This is a genomic window from Streptomyces longwoodensis, from assembly GCF_001514125.1.
In the GTDB taxonomy this organism is placed as follows: Bacteria; Actinomycetota; Actinomycetes; order Streptomycetales; family Streptomycetaceae; genus Streptomyces; species Streptomyces longwoodensis.
Window position 1 is genome coordinate 923826 of record NZ_KQ948550.1, and the last position, 24302, is coordinate 948127.

At 71.9% G+C, this 24302-nt stretch carries 21 protein-coding genes and 1 pseudogene; 15 read left to right on the plus strand and 7 right to left on the minus strand.

Translation table 11 applies throughout. The annotated features are described in order from the left end of the window. Positions 1 to 11 precede the first annotated feature (11 nt). Together AQJ30_RS08900 and AQJ30_RS08905 are read right to left on the minus strand one after the other, a co-directional pair. Positions 12 to 2231: an OmpL47-type beta-barrel domain-containing protein gene (locus AQJ30_RS08900; RefSeq protein ID WP_067230769.1), complete on the minus strand. Its 2220-nt coding sequence runs from the start codon at positions 2229 to 2231 to the stop codon at positions 12 to 14. After that, on the minus strand, positions 2228 to 4702 hold the full coding sequence (locus tag AQJ30_RS08905) for a ThuA domain-containing protein (protein ID WP_067230771.1): 2475 nt from the start codon (positions 4700 to 4702) through the stop codon (positions 2228 to 2230). The genes AQJ30_RS08900 and AQJ30_RS08905 overlap by 4 nt, the downstream gene beginning before the upstream one ends. A 189-nt stretch (positions 4703 to 4891) precedes the next feature. Here AQJ30_RS08905 and AQJ30_RS08910 point away from each other — a divergent pair, with 189 nt between their 5' ends. Next, positions 4892 to 5872, plus strand: a complete 981-nt coding sequence (locus AQJ30_RS08910; RefSeq protein WP_067230774.1) for a multicopper oxidase domain-containing protein — start codon at positions 4892 to 4894, stop codon at positions 5870 to 5872. Positions 5873 to 6063: 191 nt separating this feature from the next. Continuing rightward, on the plus strand, positions 6064 to 7167 hold the full coding sequence (locus AQJ30_RS08915; RefSeq protein ID WP_067230776.1) for a LacI family DNA-binding transcriptional regulator: 1104 nt from the start codon (positions 6064 to 6066) through the stop codon (positions 7165 to 7167). A 15-nt stretch (positions 7168 to 7182) separates the two neighbouring features. Here the strand turns inward: AQJ30_RS08915 and AQJ30_RS36745 are convergent. From AQJ30_RS36745 to AQJ30_RS40085, 5 genes and pseudogenes are all read right to left on the minus strand, one after another. Beyond that, positions 7183 to 7994, minus strand: a pseudogene (locus AQJ30_RS36745) (IS5 family transposase). A 355-nt stretch (positions 7995 to 8349) separates the two neighbouring features. Beyond that, complete coding sequence (locus tag AQJ30_RS08930; protein ID WP_067230781.1) at positions 8350 to 9537, minus strand: 4-hydroxybenzoate 3-monooxygenase; 1188 nt, start codon at positions 9535 to 9537, stop codon at positions 8350 to 8352. Then, positions 9534 to 9668: a carboxymuconolactone decarboxylase family protein gene (locus AQJ30_RS40080; protein WP_425424134.1), complete on the minus strand. Its 135-nt coding sequence runs from the start codon at positions 9666 to 9668 to the stop codon at positions 9534 to 9536. Before AQJ30_RS40080 ends, AQJ30_RS08930 begins: the two co-directional genes overlap by 4 nt. Before the next feature lie 508 nt (positions 9669 to 10176). Further along, the gene (locus AQJ30_RS39275) at positions 10177 to 11070 is read right to left on the minus strand and encodes a LysR family transcriptional regulator (RefSeq protein ID WP_067230784.1); all 894 of its coding nucleotides are present in this window, start codon (positions 11068 to 11070) and stop codon (positions 10177 to 10179) included. A 238-nt stretch (positions 11071 to 11308) separates the two neighbouring features. Further along, entirely contained in the window at positions 11309 to 11386 is a 78-nt protein-coding gene (locus tag AQJ30_RS40085) for a putative leader peptide (RefSeq protein ID WP_425424135.1), read from the minus strand. 167 nt (positions 11387 to 11553) lie between these two features. Between AQJ30_RS40085 and AQJ30_RS08940 the strand changes: the two genes are divergently transcribed. From AQJ30_RS08940 to AQJ30_RS09000, 13 genes are all read left to right on the plus strand, one after another. Continuing rightward, on the plus strand, positions 11554 to 12615 hold the full coding sequence (locus tag AQJ30_RS08940; RefSeq protein WP_067230787.1) for a Gfo/Idh/MocA family protein: 1062 nt from the start codon (positions 11554 to 11556) through the stop codon (positions 12613 to 12615). Beyond that, positions 12602 to 13456 carry a hypothetical protein gene (locus AQJ30_RS08945; RefSeq protein WP_067230791.1) on the plus strand — a complete coding sequence of 285 codons (855 nt, stop codon included), beginning with the start codon at positions 12602 to 12604 and terminating at the stop codon, positions 13454 to 13456. Before AQJ30_RS08940 ends, AQJ30_RS08945 begins: the two co-directional genes overlap by 14 nt. Beyond that, entirely contained in the window at positions 13453 to 14295 is an 843-nt protein-coding gene (locus AQJ30_RS08950; RefSeq protein WP_067230792.1) for an inositol monophosphatase family protein, read from the plus strand. The genes AQJ30_RS08945 and AQJ30_RS08950 overlap by 4 nt, the downstream gene beginning before the upstream one ends. Beyond that, complete coding sequence (locus AQJ30_RS08955) at positions 14292 to 15296, plus strand: ACP S-malonyltransferase (protein ID WP_067230795.1); 1005 nt, start codon at positions 14292 to 14294, stop codon at positions 15294 to 15296. The genes AQJ30_RS08950 and AQJ30_RS08955 overlap by 4 nt, the downstream gene beginning before the upstream one ends. Then, on the plus strand, positions 15293 to 16744 hold the full coding sequence (locus AQJ30_RS38400) for a thiamine pyrophosphate-dependent enzyme (RefSeq protein WP_067230797.1): 1452 nt from the start codon (positions 15293 to 15295) through the stop codon (positions 16742 to 16744). The genes AQJ30_RS08955 and AQJ30_RS38400 overlap by 4 nt, the downstream gene beginning before the upstream one ends. Further along, positions 16741 to 17784 (plus strand): methyltransferase, encoded by a 1044-nt coding sequence (locus AQJ30_RS08965; protein WP_079083925.1) that lies wholly within the window; start codon positions 16741 to 16743, stop codon positions 17782 to 17784. The genes AQJ30_RS38400 and AQJ30_RS08965 overlap by 4 nt, the downstream gene beginning before the upstream one ends. Beyond that, positions 17784 to 18848, plus strand: a complete 1065-nt coding sequence (locus AQJ30_RS08970; RefSeq protein WP_067230803.1) for a glycosyltransferase family 2 protein — start codon at positions 17784 to 17786, stop codon at positions 18846 to 18848. The genes AQJ30_RS08965 and AQJ30_RS08970 overlap by 1 nt, the downstream gene beginning before the upstream one ends. Positions 18849 to 18897: 49 nt before the next feature. Next, complete coding sequence (locus tag AQJ30_RS08975; RefSeq protein ID WP_067230805.1) at positions 18898 to 19449, plus strand: P-loop nucleotide/nucleoside kinase family protein; 552 nt, start codon at positions 18898 to 18900, stop codon at positions 19447 to 19449. 83 nt (positions 19450 to 19532) lie between these two features. After that, complete coding sequence (locus tag AQJ30_RS08980; RefSeq protein WP_067230808.1) at positions 19533 to 19793, plus strand: phosphopantetheine-binding protein; 261 nt, start codon at positions 19533 to 19535, stop codon at positions 19791 to 19793. After that, the gene (locus AQJ30_RS08985; protein WP_067230811.1) at positions 19786 to 21009 is read left to right on the plus strand and encodes a beta-ketoacyl synthase N-terminal-like domain-containing protein; all 1224 of its coding nucleotides are present in this window, start codon (positions 19786 to 19788) and stop codon (positions 21007 to 21009) included. Before AQJ30_RS08980 ends, AQJ30_RS08985 begins: the two co-directional genes overlap by 8 nt. After that, positions 20999 to 21745 (plus strand): beta-ketoacyl-[acyl-carrier-protein] synthase family protein, encoded by a 747-nt coding sequence (locus AQJ30_RS08990; protein ID WP_067230814.1) that lies wholly within the window; start codon positions 20999 to 21001, stop codon positions 21743 to 21745. Before AQJ30_RS08985 ends, AQJ30_RS08990 begins: the two co-directional genes overlap by 11 nt. Further along, positions 21738 to 23135 carry a class I adenylate-forming enzyme family protein gene (locus AQJ30_RS08995; RefSeq protein ID WP_067230817.1) on the plus strand — a complete coding sequence of 466 codons (1398 nt, stop codon included), beginning with the start codon at positions 21738 to 21740 and terminating at the stop codon, positions 23133 to 23135. The genes AQJ30_RS08990 and AQJ30_RS08995 overlap by 8 nt, the downstream gene beginning before the upstream one ends. An 89-nt stretch (positions 23136 to 23224) precedes the next feature. Beyond that, a complete protein-coding gene (locus AQJ30_RS09000; RefSeq protein ID WP_067230820.1) occupies positions 23225 to 24274 on the plus strand; it encodes a hypothetical protein in 1050 nt (349 codons plus the stop codon). Positions 24275 to 24302 lie beyond the last annotated feature (28 nt).

Sequence of the window (24302 nt, forward strand, 5' to 3'; positions counted from 1 at the left end):
CTCCTCGGCGTCTACAGCTCCTTGATCCGTACGTCGCGGTACGACACCACGTCCGACGTGCTGTGCACCTGGAGCCCGACGTAACCGGAGGCGAAGCGCCGCCCGTCCGTGCCGGGGTCGTCCGCGCGCGGCGGACTGAACTCCTGCCCGCCGAGGTTGTCGAACTCGTTGATCAGCACGCCGTTGCGGTAGACCGAGTAGTGCTGGCCGACCACGCGGACCTCGTAGTCGTTCCAGGTGCCCTTCTGGGTCACACCCGCGCCGGCCAGACCCACGCGGTCGAAGCCGTAGACCGAGCCGGTCTTGTAGGCGTCACCGTCGGGCTGGTCGAACACCTGCACCTCGTGCCCGAACTTGATGGCGACCCACTCGGGCCGTGACTCCTCCGGGTGGTCGTGGACCCAGGGGAACCGCACGAAGACACCGGAGTTGGCGTTGCCGGTGCCCGGCGCGTCGTCCCGCCACTGGAGCCTGAGCGAGAAGTCGCCGTACTTGCGCTTCGGGTACCACAGCATGCCCAGGCCGGGCGCGGTGGTGCCGCTGGTGACCGAGCCGTCGGCGTTCCGCGCGAACGAGCCGCCGCCCACCTGCTCCCAGCGGGCGAAGGACTCCGGGGTGGCGTCCAGGATCGTGCGGTAGCCCTCGGTGTGGCCCGGCGTGCCGATGCCGGACCTGCGGGCCGCCTCCTGGACGGCGTCGTACTCGCGCCGGTCGAGGGCGCCCTCGCGCAGCAGCCGGTCCAGCACGGTCGTCACGTGCTTGAGGAACAGCGCCTGGGACGTCCACTCCTTCTCGTCCTCGACGAGTTCGCCGATCCGGCACCGGTTGTCGGTGACCCGGTTGCGCACGCCCGAGTCGACCGTGCCGACCACGACCGTCAGCCGCTCGTCGTGCTCGGGGCAGGGCGGCGCGGGGACCCCGCCGCCGGCCACCACGGTGAAGCCGACCGTGCGGGCCGCGGAGGTGTTGCCGGCCTTGTCGGTGGCCCGGTACGCCACCGTGTGGGCCCCGGCCCGGTCGACCACCAGCGGTCCGCCGTACGCGAGGTAGGGGCCGCCGTCGAGCGCGTACTCGATCCGGTCGACCCCCGACCCGCCGCCGTCGGTCGCCGCCACCGTGACCCGTGCGCTGCCGACGTACGCCCCGTCGGAGTCGCGCGTGCCCTCCACGGTCGCGCCCGTGACCGGCGGCACGGTGTCCCGCGGCGGTGTGGCCACCACCGTGAACGCGACGCTCTTCTCGGCGGAGGCGTTGCCCGCCTTGTCGGTGGCCCGGTACCGCACGGTGTGCGCGCCGACCTGATGGACCATCACCGGCTGGGTGTACGGACGCCAGGAGCCGCTGTCGACCGCGTACTCCACGGTGTTGACGCCGGACCCGGTGTCCGAGGCGGACACGGTGACCGTCGCCATGTCGAGGTAGGCACCGTCGGCGTCGCGCTCACCCGTCACGGTCGCCGAGGTCTCCGGCGCCGTGGTGTCGTCGGAGGGCGGGGCGACGACGGTGAACGTCACGCTCTTCTCCGTGGAGGCGTTGCCCGCCTTGTCGAAGGCCCGGTGGCGCAGCGTGTGCGAGCCGACCGTGTCGACCACGACCGGCGCGGTGTACGGCTGCCAGGTGTCCGCGGCGTCGAGCGCGTACTCCACGCGGTCCACGCCGGAGCCGCCCGCGTCGGTCGCGGTGAGCGCGACGGACGCCGAACCTACGTACGCGCCCTGGGCGTTGCGCGTGCCGGTCACCGCCGCCGACGTCTCGGGCGCCGTGGTGTCCTCGCCGCCGCCCTCGGTCACCACGAGGACGCCCTGCATCTGTCCGTGGCCGGGGATCGTGCAGTGGTAGAGGTAGCGGCCCGGGCTCAGCGTGACCTCGGCGGTGTGGCGGCCGCCCCGGTCGTCGTTCGGGTTGGCCAGGATGTTGAGCTCCACGTCGGCGTTGAACTCGGGATCGCTCGTCACGAACGTCAACGTGTGCGGCATGCCCGTGGTGCTGCCGGTGGCCGCGCTGTTCTCGAAGACGATGGTCGCCGGACCCGCGACGGCCGTCGCGGGCACCGACGCGTACCGGGTGATGTCGTCGCCCGCGGTCCAGGTGAGGACCTGCTGGGCCGCGGCGGGCGCCCCGGGTGCTGCCGCGCCGGGAGCCTCCGGCCCCGCCTCGGCGGCGGCGGGCAGGCCGAGCAGCAGCAGGAGACCGGCCAGCAGGGCCGTCAGGACTCTCCGGTGACCCCTCACTGTCCCGCTCCCCTCGCGAGTTGGCCCGCGGCCGGTGTCGGACCGCCGCCCGTGTACGTGACCCGCCACAGCGCCGACCTGGCGTCCGAGGTGAAGAAGCCGCGCCCGTAGTCGAGGACGTACAGGGCGCCGTCGGGGCCGAACTTCCAGTCCATGAGGTTCTTGATGCCGTCGTTGCCGACGGGCACGATCCGCTTCAGCGACTCCGCGTGCACCGGCAGGCCGCCGTCGCCCTGGGTCGCCGGGTCCATGAGGACGGCGTTGCGCGGCTGGTCCGCGTCGTAGAAGTCGCCGACGAACCACTTGCCGTCCCAGTACGCCGGCCACTTGGCCGGGCCCGCGGCGGCGTCGTACCGGTAGACCGGGCCGTTCATCGCCGCCTGGCCGCCGCCCTTGAGCCAGGGCAGCCGGTAGGTGGCGTCCGCCGGCCGGTACGTGGGCACCCCGTTCGCGTCGCGCGGGTAGTCCGGGCCGCCGCCCTGCGGCGAGTACCAGATGTTGTTGCCCGTCACCGGCGGCAGGTTCACCAGGCCGTCGTTGTTCGGTGACTCGTTCTTCGGGTGGTCGCAGTCGTACCAGCCGAGCGGCTTCGACGGGTCGGGCAGGTTGCGGTCCCGGTAGGGCTGCTTGTTGCCCATGCAGTACGGCCAGCCCCGGTTGCCCGCCCGGGTGATGACGGCGAAGGTGTCGTACTTGGCCGGGCCCCAGACGGGGGAGGGCGCCGAGGCGTCCGGGCCGACCCAGCCCGCGTAGAGGACGTCGGTCGACTTGTCGACGAAGATGCGCGCCGGGTTGCGCACCCCCATCACGTAGATCTCACCGCGCGTCCTGCCGCCGCCCTCGGCGGTCTCCCGGCCCGTGAAGAGGTTGCCCTCGGGCAGCGTGTACGTCCCGTCGGGCTCCGGGTGGATGCGCAGGATCTTGCCGTTGAGGTTGTGGGTGTTGCCGGCGGTGCGGCGCGCGTCCGCGAAGGACACGCCCTTGTAGTTCGGCTGCGGGTTGTTGCCCGAGTAACCGTCGCTGAAGCCGCTGGAGTTGTTGTCACCGGTGGCGATGTACAGGTTGCCCTGGGAGTCCCAGGCCATCCCGCCACCCGCGTGGCAGCAGCTGTGGATCTGCACCGGCCAGGCCAGCAGCACCTTCTCGCTGCCCGGGTCGAGCCGGTTCGTCGCGAGGTCGAGCGTGAAGCGGGACACGCGCCGCTCCGCCATCTGCGTCGCGCGGTCGATCCGCGCGTGGGGCGTGTAGTGCAGGTACACCCAGCCGTTGCGCTCGAAGCCCGGGTCCAGCTCGATGCCGAGCAGCCCTTCCTCCACCTTGACCAGCTCGTCGCCGCCGCCCTTGTTGCCGAAGACCGTCAACTCCCCGGCCAGGGTGACCTTCCCGGTCCTCGGGTCGTAGACGTGGACCTGCCCCGTGCCCTTGCCGACGGCGGGGTCGTTCCAGTCGGTGACCACCGCCTGCGAGGCGTCGGCGCCGCCGCGGCCGATGTACAGCACGCGTCCGTCGGGTGCGGTGACCAGGCCGTGCGGCTCGCCGATCTGGTCGTTGCGGCCCGGCTGGTTGGGTGGAGTCAGCCGCTGCGCCTTGTAGTTGCCGGCGATGGTCGCCTTGCAGTCCGCCTGCACCAGCCGGGTCGTCCACAGCAGGGCGCCGCGCAGGTGCGCGCGGAAGTCGCTCTCGTCGTACGAGGAGACCGTGCCGCCCATGCCGGTGTAGAAGGAGCGGCCGCCGTCGTAGTCGCGGCACCAGCTGATCGGGTGGTCCCAGCCGTTCGCGCCCGCCCCCGGCCGGTAGGTCGACTCCCGTACCCGGGCGACCGTGTGCACGTCCCCGGACGGGTTCTTCACCCAGTTCGGCCACTGGTCGGGCCGCTTCCACTGCGCGGGCAGGTCCTGGGTGGCCGGATGCCGCCGGTCCCCGACCTCGACGACCGCCCGCTGTACGGCCGTGGGGCTCGAGGGTGACGGGCGGGCGCCGATCAGCCCGGTGAACCAGTCCGAGTACGGTTCCGCGCGCGCCGCGTCATGGATGCCGACGAAGCCCCCGCCGGCCTCCATGTACGCCTCCAGGCCGGCTTCCTGCTCCGCGTCCAGGACGTCCCCGCCGCCGGTCAGGAAGACCACGGCGTTGAACCGGCCGAGCCGGTCGGCGCTGGTGAAGACGGCGGGGTCGCCGGTGGCCTCCACCGTGAAGCGCTGGTCGGCCGGGCCGGTGAGGCCGATCCGTTCGACGGCCTCGATGCCGGCGTTCACGAGCGGCGACTCCTCACCCTCCGCCGCGGACCCGTGGAAGAGCAGCACCCGTACGTCCGCGGAACCGGGCGGCGACGGGATGGACATCGTTGTCAGGGGTGGTTCGGGCGCCGGTCCCGCGGTGGCCGCCGGGGCGGACAGCAGTCCGGCGACGACCGCGGCGGTCGCGGTGACCGCCCAGGTTCGTCTTCTCGCGCTCAACCCTCGTAAGTGCATGGGCACCTCCTCGGTCTCGGCAGCAGCGCCATGGAACCTAGACGCCTTTGCCCCGCCCGCCAAGGGGTACGGACGGGATCCGGCTGACTTTGTCCTGGGTGTGGATGAACGGCTGTCGGGCCGGTACCTTCACTCGGGCGAACACCGCCCACGCCTCCCCAACGTCCCCCACCGGATGGAGAGTTCGGCATGGACCGACGCACCTTCCACCGACGTCTGCTCGCGGGCGGCGCGGTCGCCGCGGCCTCCCTGCCCGTGGCGCCCCTGGTGTCCTCCGCGGCCGGCGCCGACGTCTCCGCGGCCGGCGGGACCGTGCGCACCGCACCGGCCGGCGGCGAGGTGAAACACCTCAGGCTGTACGCCGAGAAGCTCCCGGACGGACAGCTGGGCTACGGCCTGGAGAAGGGCGCGGCGACCGTACCCGGCCCGCTGATCGAACTCAACGAGGGCGACACCCTGCACGTCGCGTTCGAGAACACCCTGGACGTCCCCGTGAGCCTGCACGTGCACGGCCTGGACTACGAGATCACCAACGACGGCACCAGGCACACCCGCAGCGACGTCGAACCCGGCGGCACCCGCACCTACACCTGGCGCACCCACGCCCCCGGCCGCCGCGAGGACGGCACCTGGCGGGCGGGCAGCGCGGGCTACTGGCACTACCACGACCACGTGGTGGGCACCGAGCACGGCACCGGAGGCATCCGCAAGGGGCTCTACGGCCCGGTGGTGGTCCGGCGCAAGGGCGACGTCCTGCCGGACCGGACGCACACCATCGTCTTCAACGACATGCTCATCAACAACCGGCCGGCCCACGGCGGACCCGACTTCGAGGCCACCACGGGCGACCGCGTCGAGTTCGTGATGATCACCCACGGTGAGTACTACCACACCTTCCACCTGCACGGACACCGCTGGGCCGACAACCGCACCGGCCTGCTGACCGGCCCCGACGACCCCAGCCGGGTGATCGACAACAAGATCGTCGGCCCCGCCGACTCCTTCGGCTTCCAGGTGATCGCGGGGGAGGGGGTGGGCGCCGGCGCCTGGATGTACCACTGCCACGTCCAGAGCCACTCCGACATGGGGATGGTGGGCCTGTTCCTGGTGAGGAAGCCGGACGGGACGATCCCGGGGTACGAGCCGCACGACCACGGGGGGCACGGCTGACGGGGCGGCGGCCCGCGGGTCCCTGGCGCCGGCGCCGGCGCCGGCGCCGGCGCCGGTGGCGGTGGCGGTGGCAGTGGCGGTGGCGGTGGCGGCGCGGGCCGGCGCGGTGCCCTTCCGCCCCCGCCCTCGGCCGGATCGGGCGTCCCTCCCGGAGCTATCCTGAGCGGCAGCCGCCGACGAGGAGTTCCACCGTGACCGACACCGCCCCACGACCGACCCTGGAGGCCGTGGCAGCGCGGGCCGGCGTCTCACGGGCGACCGTGTCGCGGGTCGTCAACGGCGGCGACGGGGTCCGCGAACCCCTCGTGGAGCGGGTGCGGCGGGCCGTTGAGGAACTCGGGTACGTCCCCAACCAGGCAGCCCGCAGCCTGGTCACGCGCCGCCACGACGCGGTCGCCGTCGTCATCGCCGAGCCGGAGGCCCGGGTCTTCGCCGACCCCTTCTTCGCGCTCCAGCTGCGCGGCATCAGCAAGGAGCTCACCGCGCACGACAACCAGCTGGTGCTGCTGCTCACCGAGGGCCGCGACGACCACGCACGCGTGGCCCGCTACCTCGCCGGGGGACACGTCGACGGCGCGCTGGTCTTCTCCCTGCACCTCGACGACCCTCTGCCCGGCCTGATCCAGGGCGCGGGCGTCCCCACCGTCTTCGGCGGACGGCCCGGCTGGAGCGACGGCCGCGCCGCCGCCACCGGGCCCACGGTCTACGTGGACAGCGACAACCGCGGCGGGGCCCGGGACGCCGTGCGCCACCTGGCCTCGCTCGGCCGCACCCGGATCGCCCACATCACCGGGCCCCTGGACCAGACCTCCGCGGCCGACCGGCTGGACGGCTACCGCGACGTCATGGGCGACGCCGACCCGGGGCTGGTCGCCGAGAGCGACTTCACCCCGGCCGGAGGGGAGCGGGCGATGCGCGCCCTCCTCGACCGGCGGCCCGGTCTGGACGCGCTGTTCGCCGCGAACGACCTCACCGCGGCCGGGGCGCTGCGGGTGCTGCGGGAACGGGGGCTGCGGGTGCCCGAGGACGTCGCCGTCGTCGGCTTCGACGACATGCTGCCGGTCGCCGAGCAGACGGACCCGCCGCTGACGACCGTCCGGCAGGACATCGAGGAGATGGGCCGGCTGATGGCCCGCCTGCTGCTGCGCCGCCTGGACCGCCCCGGAGGCGGCACCGGCCCGCGCGCGACCGACGAGGACGGCCCGGGCGGCACGCCCGCCCCGCCCGACGGCCCCGACGAAGCCGGGGCCGGCGTGGTCCTGCCGACCACCCTGGTCCGCCGCACGTCGGCCTAGGCAGCGTCTTGTCGATCATGTCTGGAGCCAGATGAGTGTGCTGGCCAGGGTGATGGCGGCGAGGTAGCGGTCGGGTTGCTTGTCGTAGCGGGTGGCGATGCCTCGCCACTGCTTGAGGCGGTGGAGGCAGCGCTCGACGACGTTGCGGCGGCGGTAGACGGTCCGGTCAAAGCCGCAGGGCCGTTCGCGCCGCCGGCGTCGTCCCGCGAGCTGGTCGACGCATTCGGGAATGGTCGCCTTGATTCCGCGTCTGCGCAGGCAGGCGCGGAAGGAACGGGCCGAGTAGCCCTTGTCTGCCACCACCCGCTCCGGCCGGACACGGGGCCGTCCCGGCCCGGCGCTCGCGACCCGGATCTTGTCGATGACCGTCTCGGCCTGGGTGCAGTCGTTGCGGGTGCCGGCCGTGACCGTGAACGCCAGGGGGCGGCCCCGTCCGTCGCAGGCCAGGTGGATCTTGCTGGTCAGTCCGCTGCGGGAGCGTCCGAGGCCGCGTTCCTCGAGCCCCCTTTGGCCGCGGTGTGCTGGTGGGCCCGCACGATGGTGGAGTCCAGGGCGACCAGCCAGTCCACCTCCGCCCGCTGCTGGGCTGCGGCAAGGAGCCGGTCGAAGGTGCCGTCCGCCGTCCAGCGGGCGAAGCGTCCGTGCACGGTCTGCCAGGGTCCGAACCGCTCCGGAAGGTCCCTCCAGGGCACCCCGGTGTGGAACTTGAACACGATGCCCTCCAGCACCTGGCGGTCATCCCGCCACCTGCCCCGGGCCCGGCCCGCGGGCGGCAACAACGGCTCGATCACCGCCCAGGCAGCGTCAGTTATCTCCCCATCCCTCACGACCAACCCAACGATCAGATGATCGGAAAGACACTGCCTAGGCTCGGTCTGCTCAAGGGCCGCCGTCGCCTGCTGGGCAACTACCCGCCCGGCGAAGCGGAACAGTGACCGCGCCCGCCGCCATCGCCGACCTCATCACCGGTCGCAGTGCGCCGGCACCGAGGCTCGCCCTCACCCGGCTCGTGTGGAAGCCCACGGCGCCCGCGCAGGCTGCCGTCCGGTCCGTAGTAGCCTCGGCTGCCAGCTGAGCCAAGGGCCCAGGGCGGCACCGCGCCCGTTGGCGGCTGTCTGCTACGCCTTGCTGCTTGTGCTGTTCCGGGGCCGGTGGCGTTCAGCGGCGCTCGGCGGGGGCGGTCTACCCTATGGGCAGGCCCGCGTAGTTCTCGGCCAGCTCGGCCGCCGCGTGCGAAGAGGCAGCGATACGGTCCAGATAGGCGAGTTGCAAGCGTGTTTCGAACCCGCTGTGCTCGGGTGCCGTGTGCGTAGTCGTGGTCATGAACCAGGAGAAATGCTCGGCTCTCCATACCCGTTGCAGACAGGTGTCGGAGTAGGCGTTCAGCCCGGCTGTGCTGCCCGTGGACGCCCGCTCGGTGAAAGCTCGGGCCAGGACGACGACGTCGGAGACGGCGAGGTTGAGGCCCTTGGCGCCGGTCGGCGGCACGATGTGGGCGGCGTCCCCGGCGAGCAGGATCCGGCCCCAGCGCATGGGTTCGGTGACGAAGCTGCGCATGGGAAGGACGGCCCGCTGGGTGATGGGGCCGCGTCGCAGCTTCCAGTCGCCGTCGACGGCGAACCGCTCCTCGAGTTCGTCCCAGATCTGTTTGTCGCTCCAGGTGGCGGGATCGGTGCCGTTGGGAACCTGGAGGTACAGACGGCTCACGGTCGGCGAACGCATGCTGTGCAGTGCGAACCCGCGCGGTGAATGGGCGTAGATCAGCTCGTCGCAGGAGGGCGGGATGTCGGCGAGGACGCCGAACCACGAGTAGGGGTACACCCGCTCGAAGGTCTGCAACTGCCCCTCGGGCACGGCCTTGCGGACGACCCCGTGGAATCCGTCGCATCCCACCACGTAGTCACAGGTGAGGGTGCGCGACCGGCCCTGGTGGGTGTACTGGACGACGGGGTGCTCGGTGTCCGCTCCGGTCACGGCCGTAACCTCGGCTTTGAACAGCAGCGGTGGGCCGTCGGCGAGTTGGAGGGCTACGAGGTCCTTGACGACTTCGGTCTGGGCGTAGACCCAGACTCTGCGGCCTCCGGTGAGCGAGGGGAAGTCGATGCGGTGGCTGCGGCGGTTCCAGCGCAGCTCGACGCCGTCGTGCACCAGGCCCTCGCGGTCCAGGCGCTCGGCAGCGCCGCACGCCCGCAGCGCGTCGACGGTGCCCTGCTCGAGGATGCCGGCGCGCTGGCGCTGCTCGACGTAGGTGCGGTCCCGGTGTTCTAAGACCACGCAGTCGATACCGGCCTGGTGGAGAAGGCGGGCCAGTAGCAGTCCGGCGGGGCCGCCGCCGACCACGGCGACGGTGGTGTGGGTGGGAGGCGTCATGTGAGTGTGTCTCCTTCGAAGCGGGCGGCGGGTATGCGCATCGCGAGCTCGTCGTGGTGGCCGTGGGCGATCAGCGCGGTGAGGGAGATGCAGCTGCGGGTGCGGCGGTCCAGGCCGGGTCGGGTCCAGATTCCCCCAGGCGTAGCGGGTGATCAGGTTTTGGAAGGGTGCCGTGAACGCGTTGGTGGCGGCTACGGCCCGCGCCACGTATTCCTCACCGAGCACGGCACGCCGTACGGCCATGCCATCGCGCCGGCGTGGTGGCGTCGAGGTGGTCCGTCAACGCGTTCAGTAAGAGGTGCGGTTGCTCGACGGGCGCGAGATGGGCGGCGCCGTCGATCCCCAGCCGAGTGGATCGGGTGATGCCGTCGACCAGTCGTCGGGCGTGCGGGGGCCCTGGTCGTCGGTGAGACAGCGGCCCACTCGGGTGAAGTTGGGGTTGGCGGGCGGGGTGCTGATCGCGCTGGTGGGCGCAGCGGCCGGAGGCATTTGGCCTGCCAGATTTCCCACCAGATGACCGCGCAGCGGGCGCCTTTCGCGGTCCACGTATCTCGTCCCGGCGGAGCGGATTCTGGCCGGGGGTGACACAGTTCCTTGACCCGGGCCGAGCCCGGTCCCGGTTTCGGTCGCGAAACACGGCTACACCTCGCGCTCGAAGGACGATGTGCAACTGCCCAGAAGCGCCAAAACCTGTTCGGATGGAGCCACGCGAGTCACCATGCCCGATTGTGTCGCCATTCCGTCGACGCTCAGTGCCCGTAAGCGGATCCCCGGGTGTTGCGCGTACTCCCGCGCCTCGTCCTGGACGGCCGTCCAGGAGTCGCCGTACCGGGCGATCCCGTCGAGTGCCTCCCGTACCGATGTCGCATAGCGCAAGGGGATCGACTCCAGCCCGAGGCGCCGCCGGGCCGAAATGATCAGCTCGACCAACGTCAGGTGGAAGGCCGACGGGATCTGACGCATCGGCAGTTCCCCCAGTGCCTCCACGCCGACGCTCTCTTGCTCGGCCAGCCCACAGGAGCTGGGAAGGGCCGCCAGTACGGGACGCCATTTCAATCGGTGCAGCAGTAAACCAGGGGTGGGAGGGACGAGGTGATCGACCATGGCCGCGTCGAGGGCGCCGGTGCGCACGAGATCCAGCCTCGTTCCGTCGGACACGTCCACTAGGTGGACCGTCAGCCCGGGGCGGCTCTGCATCAGTGTGTCCGCGGCCAGCCGCAGACGGGCACGACTGCGCAGCGATGTGGCGATGCGAAGGGAATTCCCCCGGGAGGACGCGTAGCGCGCGGCGATCAGTTGGGTTTCCTGCGCCGTCAGCAAGACTGCGCGCGCCGCCGGCAGGAGGGCTTCGCCGGCCTCCGTCAGACACACCCGCCGCGTGGACCGGTTGAAAAGCTTCACGCGCAGTCCACGCTCCAGTTGCCGGATCTGCTGGCTCACCGCCGGCTGGACCACGTGCAGTCTGCGCGCGGCACGGCCGAAATGCAGTTCCTCGGCGACGGCGACGAAGAACTCGATTTGACGTAATTCCATGGTTCGACCCCCGTACGATCGTCTGCGCTTCGCAGCCGTGAGAAGGACCGGGCGGGGGGACAACGAGAAGGGTGTCCGGGGCCTCGGCGTCCCTCCTGACAGATGGAGCGGCAGGAAAGCGTCATACTGCGCTTCAGCGATTCAGGCGGCGCGGGAAGGCGGTCCGGTGAATCGAGGGAAAGGCGAATGCGCGGACGTCAAGAGGCCGTCCGTCGCGGAGCAGCCCTAGGGATCCGCTTCAGCGGGTACAGAGCGCGCTCGCCTGCCGCTGGAGGTCGACGTGCCGTCGTGTGACGAGGCGGAGTCGAATGATCACTGCCTCAGTGTGACCTCGTGTCCATGCACGGTCAAGAAAGTTTGCGCCATCGGCTCATTGATAACGCGCGCTGATCTATCACGGCACGGAGCGGTTCGTGACCCCAGGATGAGGCCGTGGCACGGGATCGCCGAACCGGCCGTCAATCTCTCGGGGGAGGCAACACTGTGAGAGTCGGAGTCGTCGGATGCGGCCAGATCGTCGAGCAGGGTCATCTGCCGGTTCTGCTGGGAACGCCCGGCCTGCACCTGACCGGGCTCGTCGACCTAGTGCCCCACAGGGCGCTCCGGCTGGCCGGACTGGCGCAGACCGGCGGCCAGTCGGTACCGGTGTTCCGCAGCGTGGCGGAGCTGGTGGACCGAGCCCGGCCCGATCTGGTGCTGCTCGCCACGCCACCGTCCGTGCGCTCCGCCGAGCTGCGCACCCTCGGGGAGGCCGGTGTTGCCGTCCTGTGCGAGAAGCCGTTGGCCAACTCGGTCGAGGAGGCGGACGCCCTGCTGTCGGACGCTGCCCGCACGGGCGCCAAGGTCTTCATGACGCACAACTACGCCTTCTTCCCGGAGTACCTGCTCCTGATCCGACTCGTGCGGGAAGGCCATATCGGTTCGTTGCGTTCGATCCTGATCAGCTGTCTCGGGTCGTACCCCTGGGACGGCGTCGCGGAGTTCCGCCCAGGCTGGCGTTACGACCGAACCCTCTCGGGCGGTGGCCGGCTCGTGGACACGGGCTGGCACGCCCTGTACCTGGCCGAGCTTCTGGCCGGCCGGGCCCCCACCGAGGTCATGGCGACCGCCGAGTTCGACCCCGCCCCGCCGTTCGACCGCGAGTGCTTCGCGCACTACCGGCACGGTGACGTCCACGTCTCGCTCGCCGTTGGCACCGGACACGGTCCCGTCGCCTTCGAGGTGCGGGGTGAACAGGGGCGTCTGCACTTGGACTTCGACCCGGCCGCCGGTGACTACAGCGCGGTCCCGCGGGCAGTCCGCCTCTACCGGGACGGCCGGCCAGTCCACAGCTGGGACGTCCCCAGGGAGCGGGGGATGATCACACAGGGCCTGTACGAGGAGATCGGGAACCGACTGGCCCACGGCACCGAACCGTACCCGCACTCCCTGCGCCACGGACGCGACCTGGTCGCAACCGTCGAGACGACATACCAGGCCGCACAGGAGCGGCGGTGGCTGTCCCTGGACGCCAGGGCGGAGGAGGCGGGCCGTGCCGCGGTCTGACACGCTCCCAGCGGCCCCGCGCTTCACCGGCGAGGCACCCGTCGAAGTGCACACCCTGCTCTCCCACCAGCACGTGGAGCGCTGTCTGGTGGCCCTGCGCTCCCTTGCCCGATTTTGGACGGCCCCGGCCGTCGTACTTCACGACGACGGAACGCTCGACGCCGACGACCACGTCCGGCTGCGTGCTCTGGGCGCCGCGCGGGTCGTGTCCCGGGCGGAGGCCGACGCGCAGGTCGAACAGACCCTCGCCAACTTCCCGCTCGTACTGCGCACCCGCCGTGGCAACCCGCGGATCATGCAGCTCGTGGACTACTTCGTGCTCGCCGGGCGGCCACGGGTGATCGGCATGGACTCCGACGTGGTGTTCCTCAACCGGCCGGACCGGCTGATCGACTGGGCGAACGGCGCCGAGGCGACCGCGCTGCTCTACTCGCCCGAGCACGGCTGGCAGCCGAAGGGGATCCACTGGCTGCCGGACGCCGTACCCGGGCGGCCGTTCGTCGACGACATGTGCTGCGGCTTCGTCGCCGCGGATGCTGCCACGTTTTTCGACGCGGCCTACCTCGAAGAGCTGATGCAGCGCACGGACCCGGACATACTGCCCCGCCCGCGCTTCGTCACCCAGATGCTGTACTCGCTGATGGCAGGGCGGCTCAGTCCGGAACTCGTGCGGGACTTGGGTGAGCCGTACCGCTCCGGGCGCCTGGAGTGGCTGCCCGAGCTGCCCGAGCGGGTCATCTGCCACTACTTCGGCTCCCACGACGGCGAGGACTACCTCAGCACGCTCACGGCGGCCGACCCGGGACTGCGGCAACCGTCGACGGAAGAGCCGGCCTCATGACCAGCCGCCACGAGCCACGAATGCTGCTGGAAACCGCCGTGCAGGCCTGCCATCGGGCGGGGCGCATCCTGATGGCGGCCCGCGCCGAGAACCTGCTGACGCATCCCAAACAGGGAGCGCACGATCTGGTGACCGAGTACGACCTGCGGGCCGAGACGGCCATCGTCGAGACCCTCCTCGCACGCCACCCGGACTCCACGGTCACCGGCGAGGAGGGCGGGGACCGCGGCTCGGGAGCCATCCGGTGGTACGTCGACCCCATCGACGGCACCAATAACTTCGCACACGGGCTGCCCCTGTTCTGTGTGTCGATCGCCGCCGCGCTGGACGGAGTACTGGTGGCCGCGTGCGTGTACGACCCGTCGCGGGACGAGACGTTCACCAGCGTGTGCGGTGCGCTCGAACTCAACGGCCGCCCTCTTCCCTCCGCCGCCCCCGTCGGCGGACCCGCCGTGGTGCTGACCGACTTCCCCCGCGGAGGCTCCAACCCCGACGAGCGGGAACTCGCCCTGTGGGCGGGCCTGGTGCGCGCCTACGACGTACGGCGGATCGGCTCCTCCGCGTTGGCCCTTGCCTATACGGCGGTCGGCCGCGGGCAGATCGCCTGCAACCTGGGCACGCGGTCCTGGGACGTCGCGGCCGGAGCGGCGCTCATCGCCGCCGCCGGCGGCCGGTACCTCACACCGGGTCTCGCGGCAGGCGCCACGCTGCACGAACGGCTGGAGGCGCCCGCCTTCCTGGCCTACGGTCCGGGCGTCGCGCACTCCGCGCTGCTGGAGGCCGAACTCACGCGGCTAGGACGGTTGATGTTGACGAGCACCGAGGAGGTGGTCCGATGAGCGCCCCCGGGACCCCGCTCGGGCAGGTCCTGTCGCAGAGGCCGTACGCCGCGCTCTTCCCAGGCGCCGGCACGCAACGGCCGGGCATGGCCGCGCGTCTGCTGGCGCACTCGCCCGCCGCCCGCGAGCTGCTGGACCGCCTGGAGGCTGCCTGCGGCCTCCCGCTGCGCGACATCTGCCGGGACGGAAGCCCTCGCCAGTTGCGTTCGGTCGAACTTGCCTACCCGGCTGTCTTCGTGACGGGCCTGCTGGCCTTCTCGGCTCTCGTGGAGCACCAGGGTGCGGCGTGGCGGCCCCCGGCGCTGGTGGGCGGCCACAGCCTCGGGCACTTCACCGCCCTCGTCTGCGCCGGCGCGCTGACGGCCGAGGACGCCCTGGAGTTCGTCCGAGAACGGGCCCGGCTCATGGAGGCCGAGGCCACGCGACGTCCCGGCGGCATGCTGTCGGTCGTCGGCGCTGACCACGACCGGGTGGCCCGGACGTGCGCGAGGTGCCCGGAAGAACTCGGCGTGCTCACCATCGGCTGCCGCAACGGAGCCCGCCACCTGGTCGTATCCGGGGACCGCGCGGCCGTCCTCTGGCTGCGCGAGCACGCCGACGTCCTGGAGGCCGAGAAGGTGACCGATGTCCGCACCGGACTCGCCGCGCACTCCAGCCTCATGGCACCGGTGCGGGACCGTCTGCGGGCACCGGCCGGCCGGCTGGCCGTGTCACAGCCAAAGGTCTCGGTGGTGAGCAACCTGACCGGCCGCCCCTTGACCGACGCCGACGACATCCGGGCCGAGCTGGCAGATCACGTCGCCGCCCAGGTGCGCTGGGACTTGTGCCTGGAAGGCGTCACCGAGCGCGGCGCGCACGTCGTGCTCGACTTAGGTCCCGGCCAGGCGATGGCCTCGCTCGCCCGCAGTCATGGCCTGCGCGCTGCCGCAGTCAACAGCATGGAGCCGCTGCCGGCGGTCCTTGCCGCACCGGTACGGCCGGCCGAGGAACTGGTCCAGTGATCTCCGCCGAGCGGTTCTGCGCTGAACTGGACGCGCGCGGTGTCGGCCTGGTGACCGGGGTGCCGTGCGGTTGGCTCCAGGGACCATTGGCCCTGCTGGCGCGGCAGCCGGGGCGCTACGTGCCAGCCGCCAACGAAGGCGCCGCCCTGGCGATCGCAGCCGGCGCCGAACTGGCCGGGCAGCGCAGCGCGGTACTGATCCAGAACTCAGGCTTCGGCAATCTGATCAACCCGCTGACCTCGCTCATCGACACATTCGCCGTCCCCGTCGTCATCTTCATGACCCTTCGCGGCTGGCCCCGGCCGGAGGACGACGAGCCCCAGCACTCGCTGACCGGCCCCACCACCGAGCCCTTGCTGAGCCAACTGGGCATCGGGCACCAGGTTCTGGCACCGGGCGACGACGGTCTCGCCCAAGCATGGGAGGCGGCGGACCGAGCACGGGCCGAACGCCGTCCCTACGCCGTCCTCGTACCGCGCGGCCGGATCGGGCGCGTGGAGAAACCGCAGTCGGACAACGACCCCAGCGGCGAGGGTTACGACCGGGGACAGGCCATCGAAGACCTAGTGCCGTGGCTGCGGGGCTCCGCAGTGTTCGCGACGACGGGACGCACCTCCCGGGAACTCTTCACTCGGGCCGATTCCCCCGCCCACTTCTACATGCTGGGCTCGATGGGCCATGCCCTGGCCCTCGGGCTCGGCGCGGCAATCTCCCGGCCCGACCGGCGGATCGTCGTACTGGACGGCGACGGCGCCCTGGTCATGCACCTGGGGACAGCACTCACCGTCGGAGCACAGGCCCCGGCCAACCTGATCCACATCGTGCTGGACAACCGGATCTACGACTCCACCGGGGGCCAGCCGGTGCCGGGTCCCGCCGACTGGAGGTCCCTCGGGCACGCCGCCGGCTACCGGGGCGTCCACCTTGCGTCGTCGCCGGCAGGCGTGGCCCGTGCCATGGCCACCGCGACCGACGAGCCGGGTCCGCGTCTCGTGGTCCTGCGCGTCACACGGTCCGGACGGCGCCCGACCCGGCATCCGCTGGCCGCCCTCGGTGCCGGAGATCTCGCTGCACGTTTCCACACAGCCCTGGAGGGGGCTGCCGCCGGCAGCCGTTCCCGTCCTGGTGAACCGGAGGTGAGCATGGTGTCCCGTCCGCTGCCGCACGATCCCACGACTCCCGCAACTCCCGACCCCGACACACTGCGCGGGGAAGTCCTGCAAACGGTCGCCGAGTTGCTGGCGGACGAGGGCCGGCCGGTCGAGGTCCACGACGACGACGTCCTCGCAGACCTGGCGCTGGACTCCATAGCCCTGATGTTCGTACTGACGCACTTCGAGCGGCGCTACGACGTCGCGTTCGACAACGACACGCTGCGTCCCGACCGCTATGTGACCGTCGGTGACCTGGCGGCCTTCGTCGCCGAGCAGGTGAGCGCACGAGGATGACGACACGGAGGAGTCCCGCCGCCGTGGAGCCGGACGACCGTCTCCTGCAGGACCTGGTCCTGGGCCACTGGAAACTGCCCGCACTCGCGGCCGCTTACCGCGTCGGGCTGCTGGCCCGGCTGGCCGACGAACCGCTCACCAGGGCTGAGGTGTCGGTCGCGTGCGGCACTGAGCCGCTGGCGACCGGGTCGGTGCTCGAACTGCTGGCCTCCCTGCACCTGCTGGAGCGTTGGGGCGACCGCTACGAAGTGACGGCGGTGACCCGGCGGTACCTGCTGCCCGGCGCGGCCGACGACTGGGGACCGATGCTCCGGCTGGTGTGGGACGACAGGTGCGCCGCTGTCCGCGACGCCCTGCTGGGGGACGCGCCCCGAGGGTATGGAAGCCGCTCCTTGTGGCAGGTCCATCAGGAGGTGCCCCGGCAGGCGGAGATCTTCACCCACGCCATGCACGCCCATTCGGCGGCGGCCGCAACGGCGTTCGCCGAACGGGCCGACTTGCTGGGGGTCCCCGCCCGGGCGCACGTGCTGGACGTCGCCGGGGGGCGCGGCACCTACGCCATCGCCCTGGCCCGGCGGTACCCGGAGCTCACCGCGACCGTCCTGGAACTCGAATCCGTCTGCCCGATCGCTTCCCGCGCGGTCGGCGAGGCCGGGCTGGACGGACGGATCGAGGTCGTGGGGGGCGACATGTTCACCACGTCCTGGCCGTCCGCGGACGTGGTCCTGCTCGCCGACGTGATGCACAACTGGCCGGTGGGTCAGTGCCGGACGCTGGCCGACCATGCGAGGGAGGCACTGCGACCCGGTGGCCGCCTGCTCGTCCACGACATGCTCCTCGACGACGCCGTGCCCGGCCCCGCGACCGCCGCGGCCAACGCCGTGGCGATGGCGGCCACCACTGGGGGACACCAGTTCACCGCGACGGAACTCGCCGCCCTGCTGCGGCAAGCGGGGTTCACCACGGTTTCCAGCACTCCTTCGTTCGGCTACTTCTCCGTCACCACCGCCCGCGCAGCGGGTTCTGAGGGGGCATCCTGATGGCCTGGCCCGAGATCACCGTCGTCGTCACCGCGCGCGAGCGCTTCTCCGAGACCCGCACCGCCCTGGACCACCTCTGGAAACACACACCGGAGCCGTTCCGGCTCGTCTACGTGGACGTCAACTCCCCGGCCCCAACCGCCCGTCTCCTCGCCGAGGAGGCCCGGCTGCGGGACTTCACCCTGGTGCGCACCGATGCCTACGTCAGCCCCAACCGGGCCCGCAACCTGGGCGTGCGGTACGCGTCCGGCGAGTACGTCGTCTTCCTGGACAACGACGTGCTGCTGACCGACGGCTGGCTCACCGCACTGGTCGACTGCGCCGAGGAAACCGGGGCCTGGGCCGTCGGCCCGCTCTACCTCCAGGGCCGTCTCGACGAGCGGACGGTGCACATGGCGGGCGGCGACATGGAGTTCTCCGGTACGTGGGGGGAGCGCGCCTTCCAGCAGACCCAGCGGTACTTCCTGCGCAGTCTCGGCGAGGTGCCCGCCGAGGCACTGGTGCGTCAGCCGTGCGACATCATCGAGTTCCACTGCGCGCTGGTACGGCTCGACGCCCTGGAGCGGGTCGGCGGCATGGACGAGGGACTGCTCACCACCCGGGAACACCTGGACTTCTGCCTGCGGCTCCTGGACGCCGGCGGCACGGTGTGGTTCGAACCGGCCTCCGTCATCAGCTACCTGGCACCGCCCCCGTTCCAGCCGGCCGACCTGCCCTACTTCCTGCTCAGGTGGAGCGACGCCTGGACCCGGGACACCCTGAGGCACTTCGCGCACAAGCACGGCATCGCCCCCGACTACGTGGAACGGGTGGCGAAGACACGCAAGAGGCGCCAGCACCTGGTGCTGTCCTGGCTCGAACCGAAGCTGTCCGAGGTGATCGGCCGCGCTGGGGCGGGCCTCGCCCGCAAGGCGCTCGGCGCTGTCGAGCCCTTGGTCAACGACGTCCTGGTACGGGCGCTCACCCCGCGCGGCACCGGCAGACACCGCGTGGTGCACGCGCCCGACGCGCGTACCGCCGCCACCGACGGCGTTCCTGCCACTGGGGCCGGTACGGCCCCCTGAGGCTGTACCGGCGCCCCCACCACCGACAACGAAAGACGAGGAACGCACCATGACCCAGCCCACCGAGCGAGACCTGTACGTCGTCACCGGCATCTCGGCCAGCGGCAAATCGACCGTGGCCCGGCTGCTCGCCGACCGCCTCTCCCCGAGCGTCCTCGTCGAAGGGGACGTGCTGCGGGTCATGGTGCGCAACGGGCGCCAGGAGATGACGGCTGAGCGGACCGCGGCGGCAGTGGCCCAGCTCCACCTGCGCTACCGGCACGCCGCCCAGCTGGCCTCCTCCTACCTGCGCGAGGGCTTCCACACCGTGATCGAGGACGTGATCCTCGGCGACAACCTCGAGGTCTTCCTGTCCTACCTGCAGCGGACCGTACGGCTCGTGGTCCTGACCCCGGACGTCGAGGCCGTGCAGCGCCGCGAGTCCGGGCGCGACAAGGTCGCCTACGGCTCCCGCTGGACCCTCGACCAGCTCGACGCGGTACTGCGCAAGGAGACCCCGCGGCTCGGCCTGTGGCTGGACAGCAGCGAGCTGACCGCGGAGCAGACCGTCGACGAGATCCTGCGCCGCCGGGACGAAGCGGTGCTCCCCGCGACCGGCTGAGAACGCAACGGCGGCCCCCTTACCCGGGGGCCCGGCGACCGCCTCTGATCAGCACCCGGCCCGCCCGACGACACGGAGACCTCATGACGCGAGAAGCCGTTCTGGCCGAACTCGAGATACGGGTGCGCACCGTGCTCGGCACCCGGGTGGGACCGGAGCTGGCCCGAGACCTGCCCGCCGACGCCCGTTTCGACGAAATCGGCATCGACTCCCTGGACGTCGTGCTGGTCCTCGCCGAACTGGAGCAGCGCGACGCCGCCAACACCCTGACCGGCAAGGACCTACGGGAAGCCGCCGACTGCATTGACTCCCTCGTCCGCCACCTGGCCGAGCGTCATGGCTAAGCCCGAACCGTCCGAACCGGGAGCGGGCGTCACCGTCACCGGCGTCGGCGTACTGACCCCGGCGGGGCGAGGCGTCGACCCGCTGTGGCGGACTCTGTCGGCGGGCGGAGCACCCCCACGCCCGATCGAGCACTTCGACACCACGCAGGCCGGCACCCACCTCGCGCACTTCGTCCCGCACGAGCCCGGCCTCCCCGGACCGGGTCACCCGGGCCGGATGGCCGCCCTCGCGACGGCGGCGGTCGCCGACGCGCTCGCCGACGCGGGAGCCCCCGGCGCGGGAACCGCACTGGTCATAGCCACCACCGATGAGACGGGCGCCGAGGTCAGTGCCCGGTGGGACGGCTGGCGAAGCAGCGGGACCACCCCGGCAGGGGTGCCGCTGGAAGAGCGCGTCGCCACCGCCTGCGGCCTGACCGGCCAGGCGGTCACCGTCGCCACGACGTCGGCGGCCGGGTGCGTGGCACTGGGCGTTGCCCGGCGGATGATCACGTCAGGCCGAGTGCGGCGGGTCGTGGTGTGCGGCGTCGACGTCATCACTGAGGCCGGCTTCTACGGTCTGGCCGCCCTGCGCACCCTGAGCCCCCACGGTTGCCGACCTTTCAGCGCCGACCGGTCCGGCATCCGCATCTCCGAGGCGGCCGCCGCCCTGGTGATCGAGACGGACGCGCCGCAGAGGGGACGGATCCGGGGCCGTCTCGAAGGCGTGGCCGCCAACAACCTCGCCGCCCAGCCGGCGCGCCCCGAGGCCGAGGGAGTGGCGGCCGCCGTGCGCAGTGCCCTGCACCAGGCCGGCCGCCTGCCGGCCGAGGTGGACTACGTGAACGCGCACGCGGCCGGCACCCGGCACGGAGATGCCGCGGAACTGAGCGCGCTGCACCAGGTGTTCGGGGACCGGCTGATCCGGGACTTGCCTGTGGTCAGCTCCAAGGTCGCCATCGGCCACTGCCAGGGAGCGGCGGGTGTCGTGGAGGCGGTGGTCTCGCTCGCGACCCTGGAGCGCGGTGAGGTCCTGCCCACGCTCGGGCTGGCCTCTGTCGATCCGAGGTGGCGCGAGTACAACCTGGGCCAACGGCCCCCGGGCCGGCCGCCGGAGGTGGCCGTGTCGGTGTCCTGCGGGCTCGGCGGCGTGAACGCCGCGGTAGTACTCGGGGCGGCCCGTGCCCGGCCGAGCGGCAGTGACGCACGGCGGGAGGCGGACGCGCATGCGGGCTGACCGAGGTACCGGTGCCGGCCCGGTGCGGGTGATCGGGCTGACCCTGACGCGTGAGCAGGCGGTGCCCACCTCGGCTGACCAAGGCCTGCCGGTGCGGGACCAGGTACTGCCGGTGCTGCGCGCCACCGTGGCCGAGGCGCTGGCCGGGCTGCCGGACGCACCCGGGGAGACGGCAGTCGTCCTGGCGAGCCGGCACGCCACCTGGATCACCGCGGAGGCCATCCTGACCGCGGTCCGCGGGCCCGGTGCGCGCTGGCTTGATCCGCGCGCCTTCCTCCACTACACGCCGCACGCGCTGGTCTCGGCGCTCTCCATCGACCGCGGTCTCGACGGCCCGTCCGTCACCTTCTCGGGCGTCTCCGGCGGCGTCGACGCCTTCGGGCACGGGGCCGATCTGCTCCGCCAGAGCGCCTGCGCCCGGGTGCTGGCGGTCGCGGTGGAGTGGCCCACGGCGCTGTCCGCCGCCGCCTACCCGGACACCGGTGCGGTGTCACTGCTCACGGTGGCCAGCGCCGTTCTCGACCCCCGCCCCGGCGGAGTCCAGGTCACGCAGTGGGGTCCCAGCCCGGCAGGATCCGACAGGCCGGGGGAGCGCGCCGCGCCCTCCGCGGTGGAACCCTTCCGCCTGGTCCGCCGGTACCGCGCCGAGCGGGCGCTGCAATGGACCATTCGGCAGGGCAGGTCGTCGGTGGGTTTCGAACGGCATCCGGACGACGGGGAGGACACCGATGTCTGAATCGTTGTATGCCTGGATCCGCCGGTGGGCGGAGCTGCGCCCGACGGCTACCGCGCTGGTCGACGGCCACTTATCGCTCGGCTACCGGGCCCTGGCCGAGGCAGTGGAGCGGACAGCGCACGGCCTGGACGTCCCCCCGGTGCCGGGACATGTGGCGCCGCGCTGGGGCGTGCTCATGGGAAACACCGTCGCCGACGTGGTGCTCGTGCTGGCACTCGCCCGCGCCGGGCTCGCCCCCGTGCTGCTGGACCCTCGGAGCACCCCCGACGAGATCGCCTCAATGACCCGTATCGCCCGGCTTTCCGGCGTCCTGAACCCCGGCGCCGCGTCTGCAAGGTCCCAGCCCCTTCCCGCCGGGCCCCTCCCGGCCGCCGGCCGGCTGGCGCCCTTCGGCCTGGTGACCTCCGGCACCAACGGCCTGCCTAAGGTTGTGCGCCGGGACTGGGCGAGCACCCTCACGGTGTGTGCGTCCTTCGCGGACACGGCCGGTTACCGCCCGGATGACGTGGTCCTGTGCACCACACCCCTGCACCACAGCTACGCATTCGGTATCGCCCTGGTCTCCGGCCTGCTCTCCGGAGCGACCGTCGCACTGGCCCCGACACCCCCCAGCCCGGCCGACCTCGCCAACTGGATCGGGGAGTTGCGGCCCACCGTCATCCAGTCGGTGCCCTTCCTCTACCGGGTGCTCGTCCCCCGTCTGCCGTCGGTCGGCAATATTGCCCGGCTGTGCGTGTCGGCGGGGGAACGGCTGGACGCAACGACGGCCGAAGCGTGGCGAGAGGCGTCCGGGACCTCGCTGAGCAACCACTACGGCGCCACCGAGAACGCCGTGATCACCCTGGCGGACCCCGGTGACGTGGAGTCGGTGGGCCGTACGGTGCCCGGCGTACGGGTTCGGATCGGGCACCCCGGCAACACCGGGCGCCCCACGGAGGGGGAGGTGTGGGTGCGCGGGCCCGGCCGGCACAGCCGCTACTGGGGCCAGAGCGCCCTTACCCGCGAGACGTTCACCGGCGGCTGGCAACGCACCGGAGACTGGGGGACGTTGCTGCCGGACGGCCGGCTCGTGCTGACCGGGCGCCTCTCCCAGCGGCTGTCGGTGGCCGGTCGCAAGGTCGATCCGGTCGAGGTGGAAGCGGTGCTGCGCAGCCATCCGCAGGTGCAGGACTGCCTGGTCACCGGTCCCCCCGCGGGCAGCGCGGAGAGTGGCTTCTTTGCCTTTGTCGCCGCGAGCGGGGTGGGCGAGCTGGAGCTGCGCCGCTACCTCGCTGCCCGATTGTCCGCGTACAAGGTGCCCACGCGGCTGGTGCTGCGCTCCGAGCTGCCCCGGACCGGCACCAACAAGGTGCACACCGCCCGTCTGTGGCGGGAGCTGATGACCTCATGACCGCGATCGACAAGCAGGACGGGGACGACAGGCATGACCAGTGGCACGGGGACGACAGGTGTGACGGGACTGAAGGAAGAAGCGCGCCCATGAGCCTGACCGCCGGGGGACCCCGGTTCGATCCGGCGACGGCGCTCGGCTGGCACGACGTCGGCCTCGACGGACTGAGCTGCTTCCTGCGGTGCGTGGAGGCCGTACTCGCCCATCACGGCCGGTCCGCACGAGAGATCGCCGCGAGCCTGGCGACACCCCTCGACCTGGCGCGCAGCGACACCGGTCGTGGGCCCTTCGGCGACTTCCCGGGATGCCGCCTGGAGTGGCGCACGATGCCCGGAGGCATTGGCTGGGACGAAGTCGCCACGCTCCTCGGCCAGCACCGATACCCCGTTCTCTCGCCCAACGGACGGCACTGGCCCGGGGACGAGTTCAACGGGGTCGCAGCGGCGCACCACCACATGGTGCTGGCGGTACGGCTGGGCGACGGCGTCCTGGAGGTGCTGGACACCGACGCGTCGCCCGACGACGGCTTCCGCCGCTCGCTGCCGCTCACCGACTCCCTGCGCCGGGCCTTCGACCGGGTCGCGCTGATCGAACCACGTCCGGTACCGCAGGACGACGACCCGGCGGCCACGGCCGGACGGCTGCTCGACCGCAGTACGGACCGGCTGGCCGCCGATCTGTCGGAGCTGGCGGGCTTCCGCTCCCTGTGGCTGCGCCAGCCGCTGCCCGAGACGCTCGCCCGCGGCCTGCACGTCTTCGTCCTCGGAGACGTGCAACCCCAGCTGTTCACCCTCGCCCGTGCGCTCGACTTCCAGGCGCCGCCCGAACTGCGCCCCGTGGTAGAGGCCTTGGAGACAGCGGCGAAGCGGGCGAAGAAGCTGGGCATCATGCTGACCGGGCTGCACCGGTTCCGCTCGCGTCAGGTGTACACGCTCTGCCTGGAAGAGTTCGAGGCGCTGGAAGACGCCCTGCACTCCGTCCTGGCCGCCCTCTCCGCGCACGCGGGACGAGCAGAGCCGCCGACCGCCCCGACTGAGCCCCGGCGGCTGGCCGACCGCCTCGCCGACGTCACCAAGTGGTCCTTCGGCCAACCCACGCAGGACACCCTCCGCTGGTTCACCACGCCGTACGCCGCCTGACCCGCACCGCCCCCACTCAGGAGTCTGC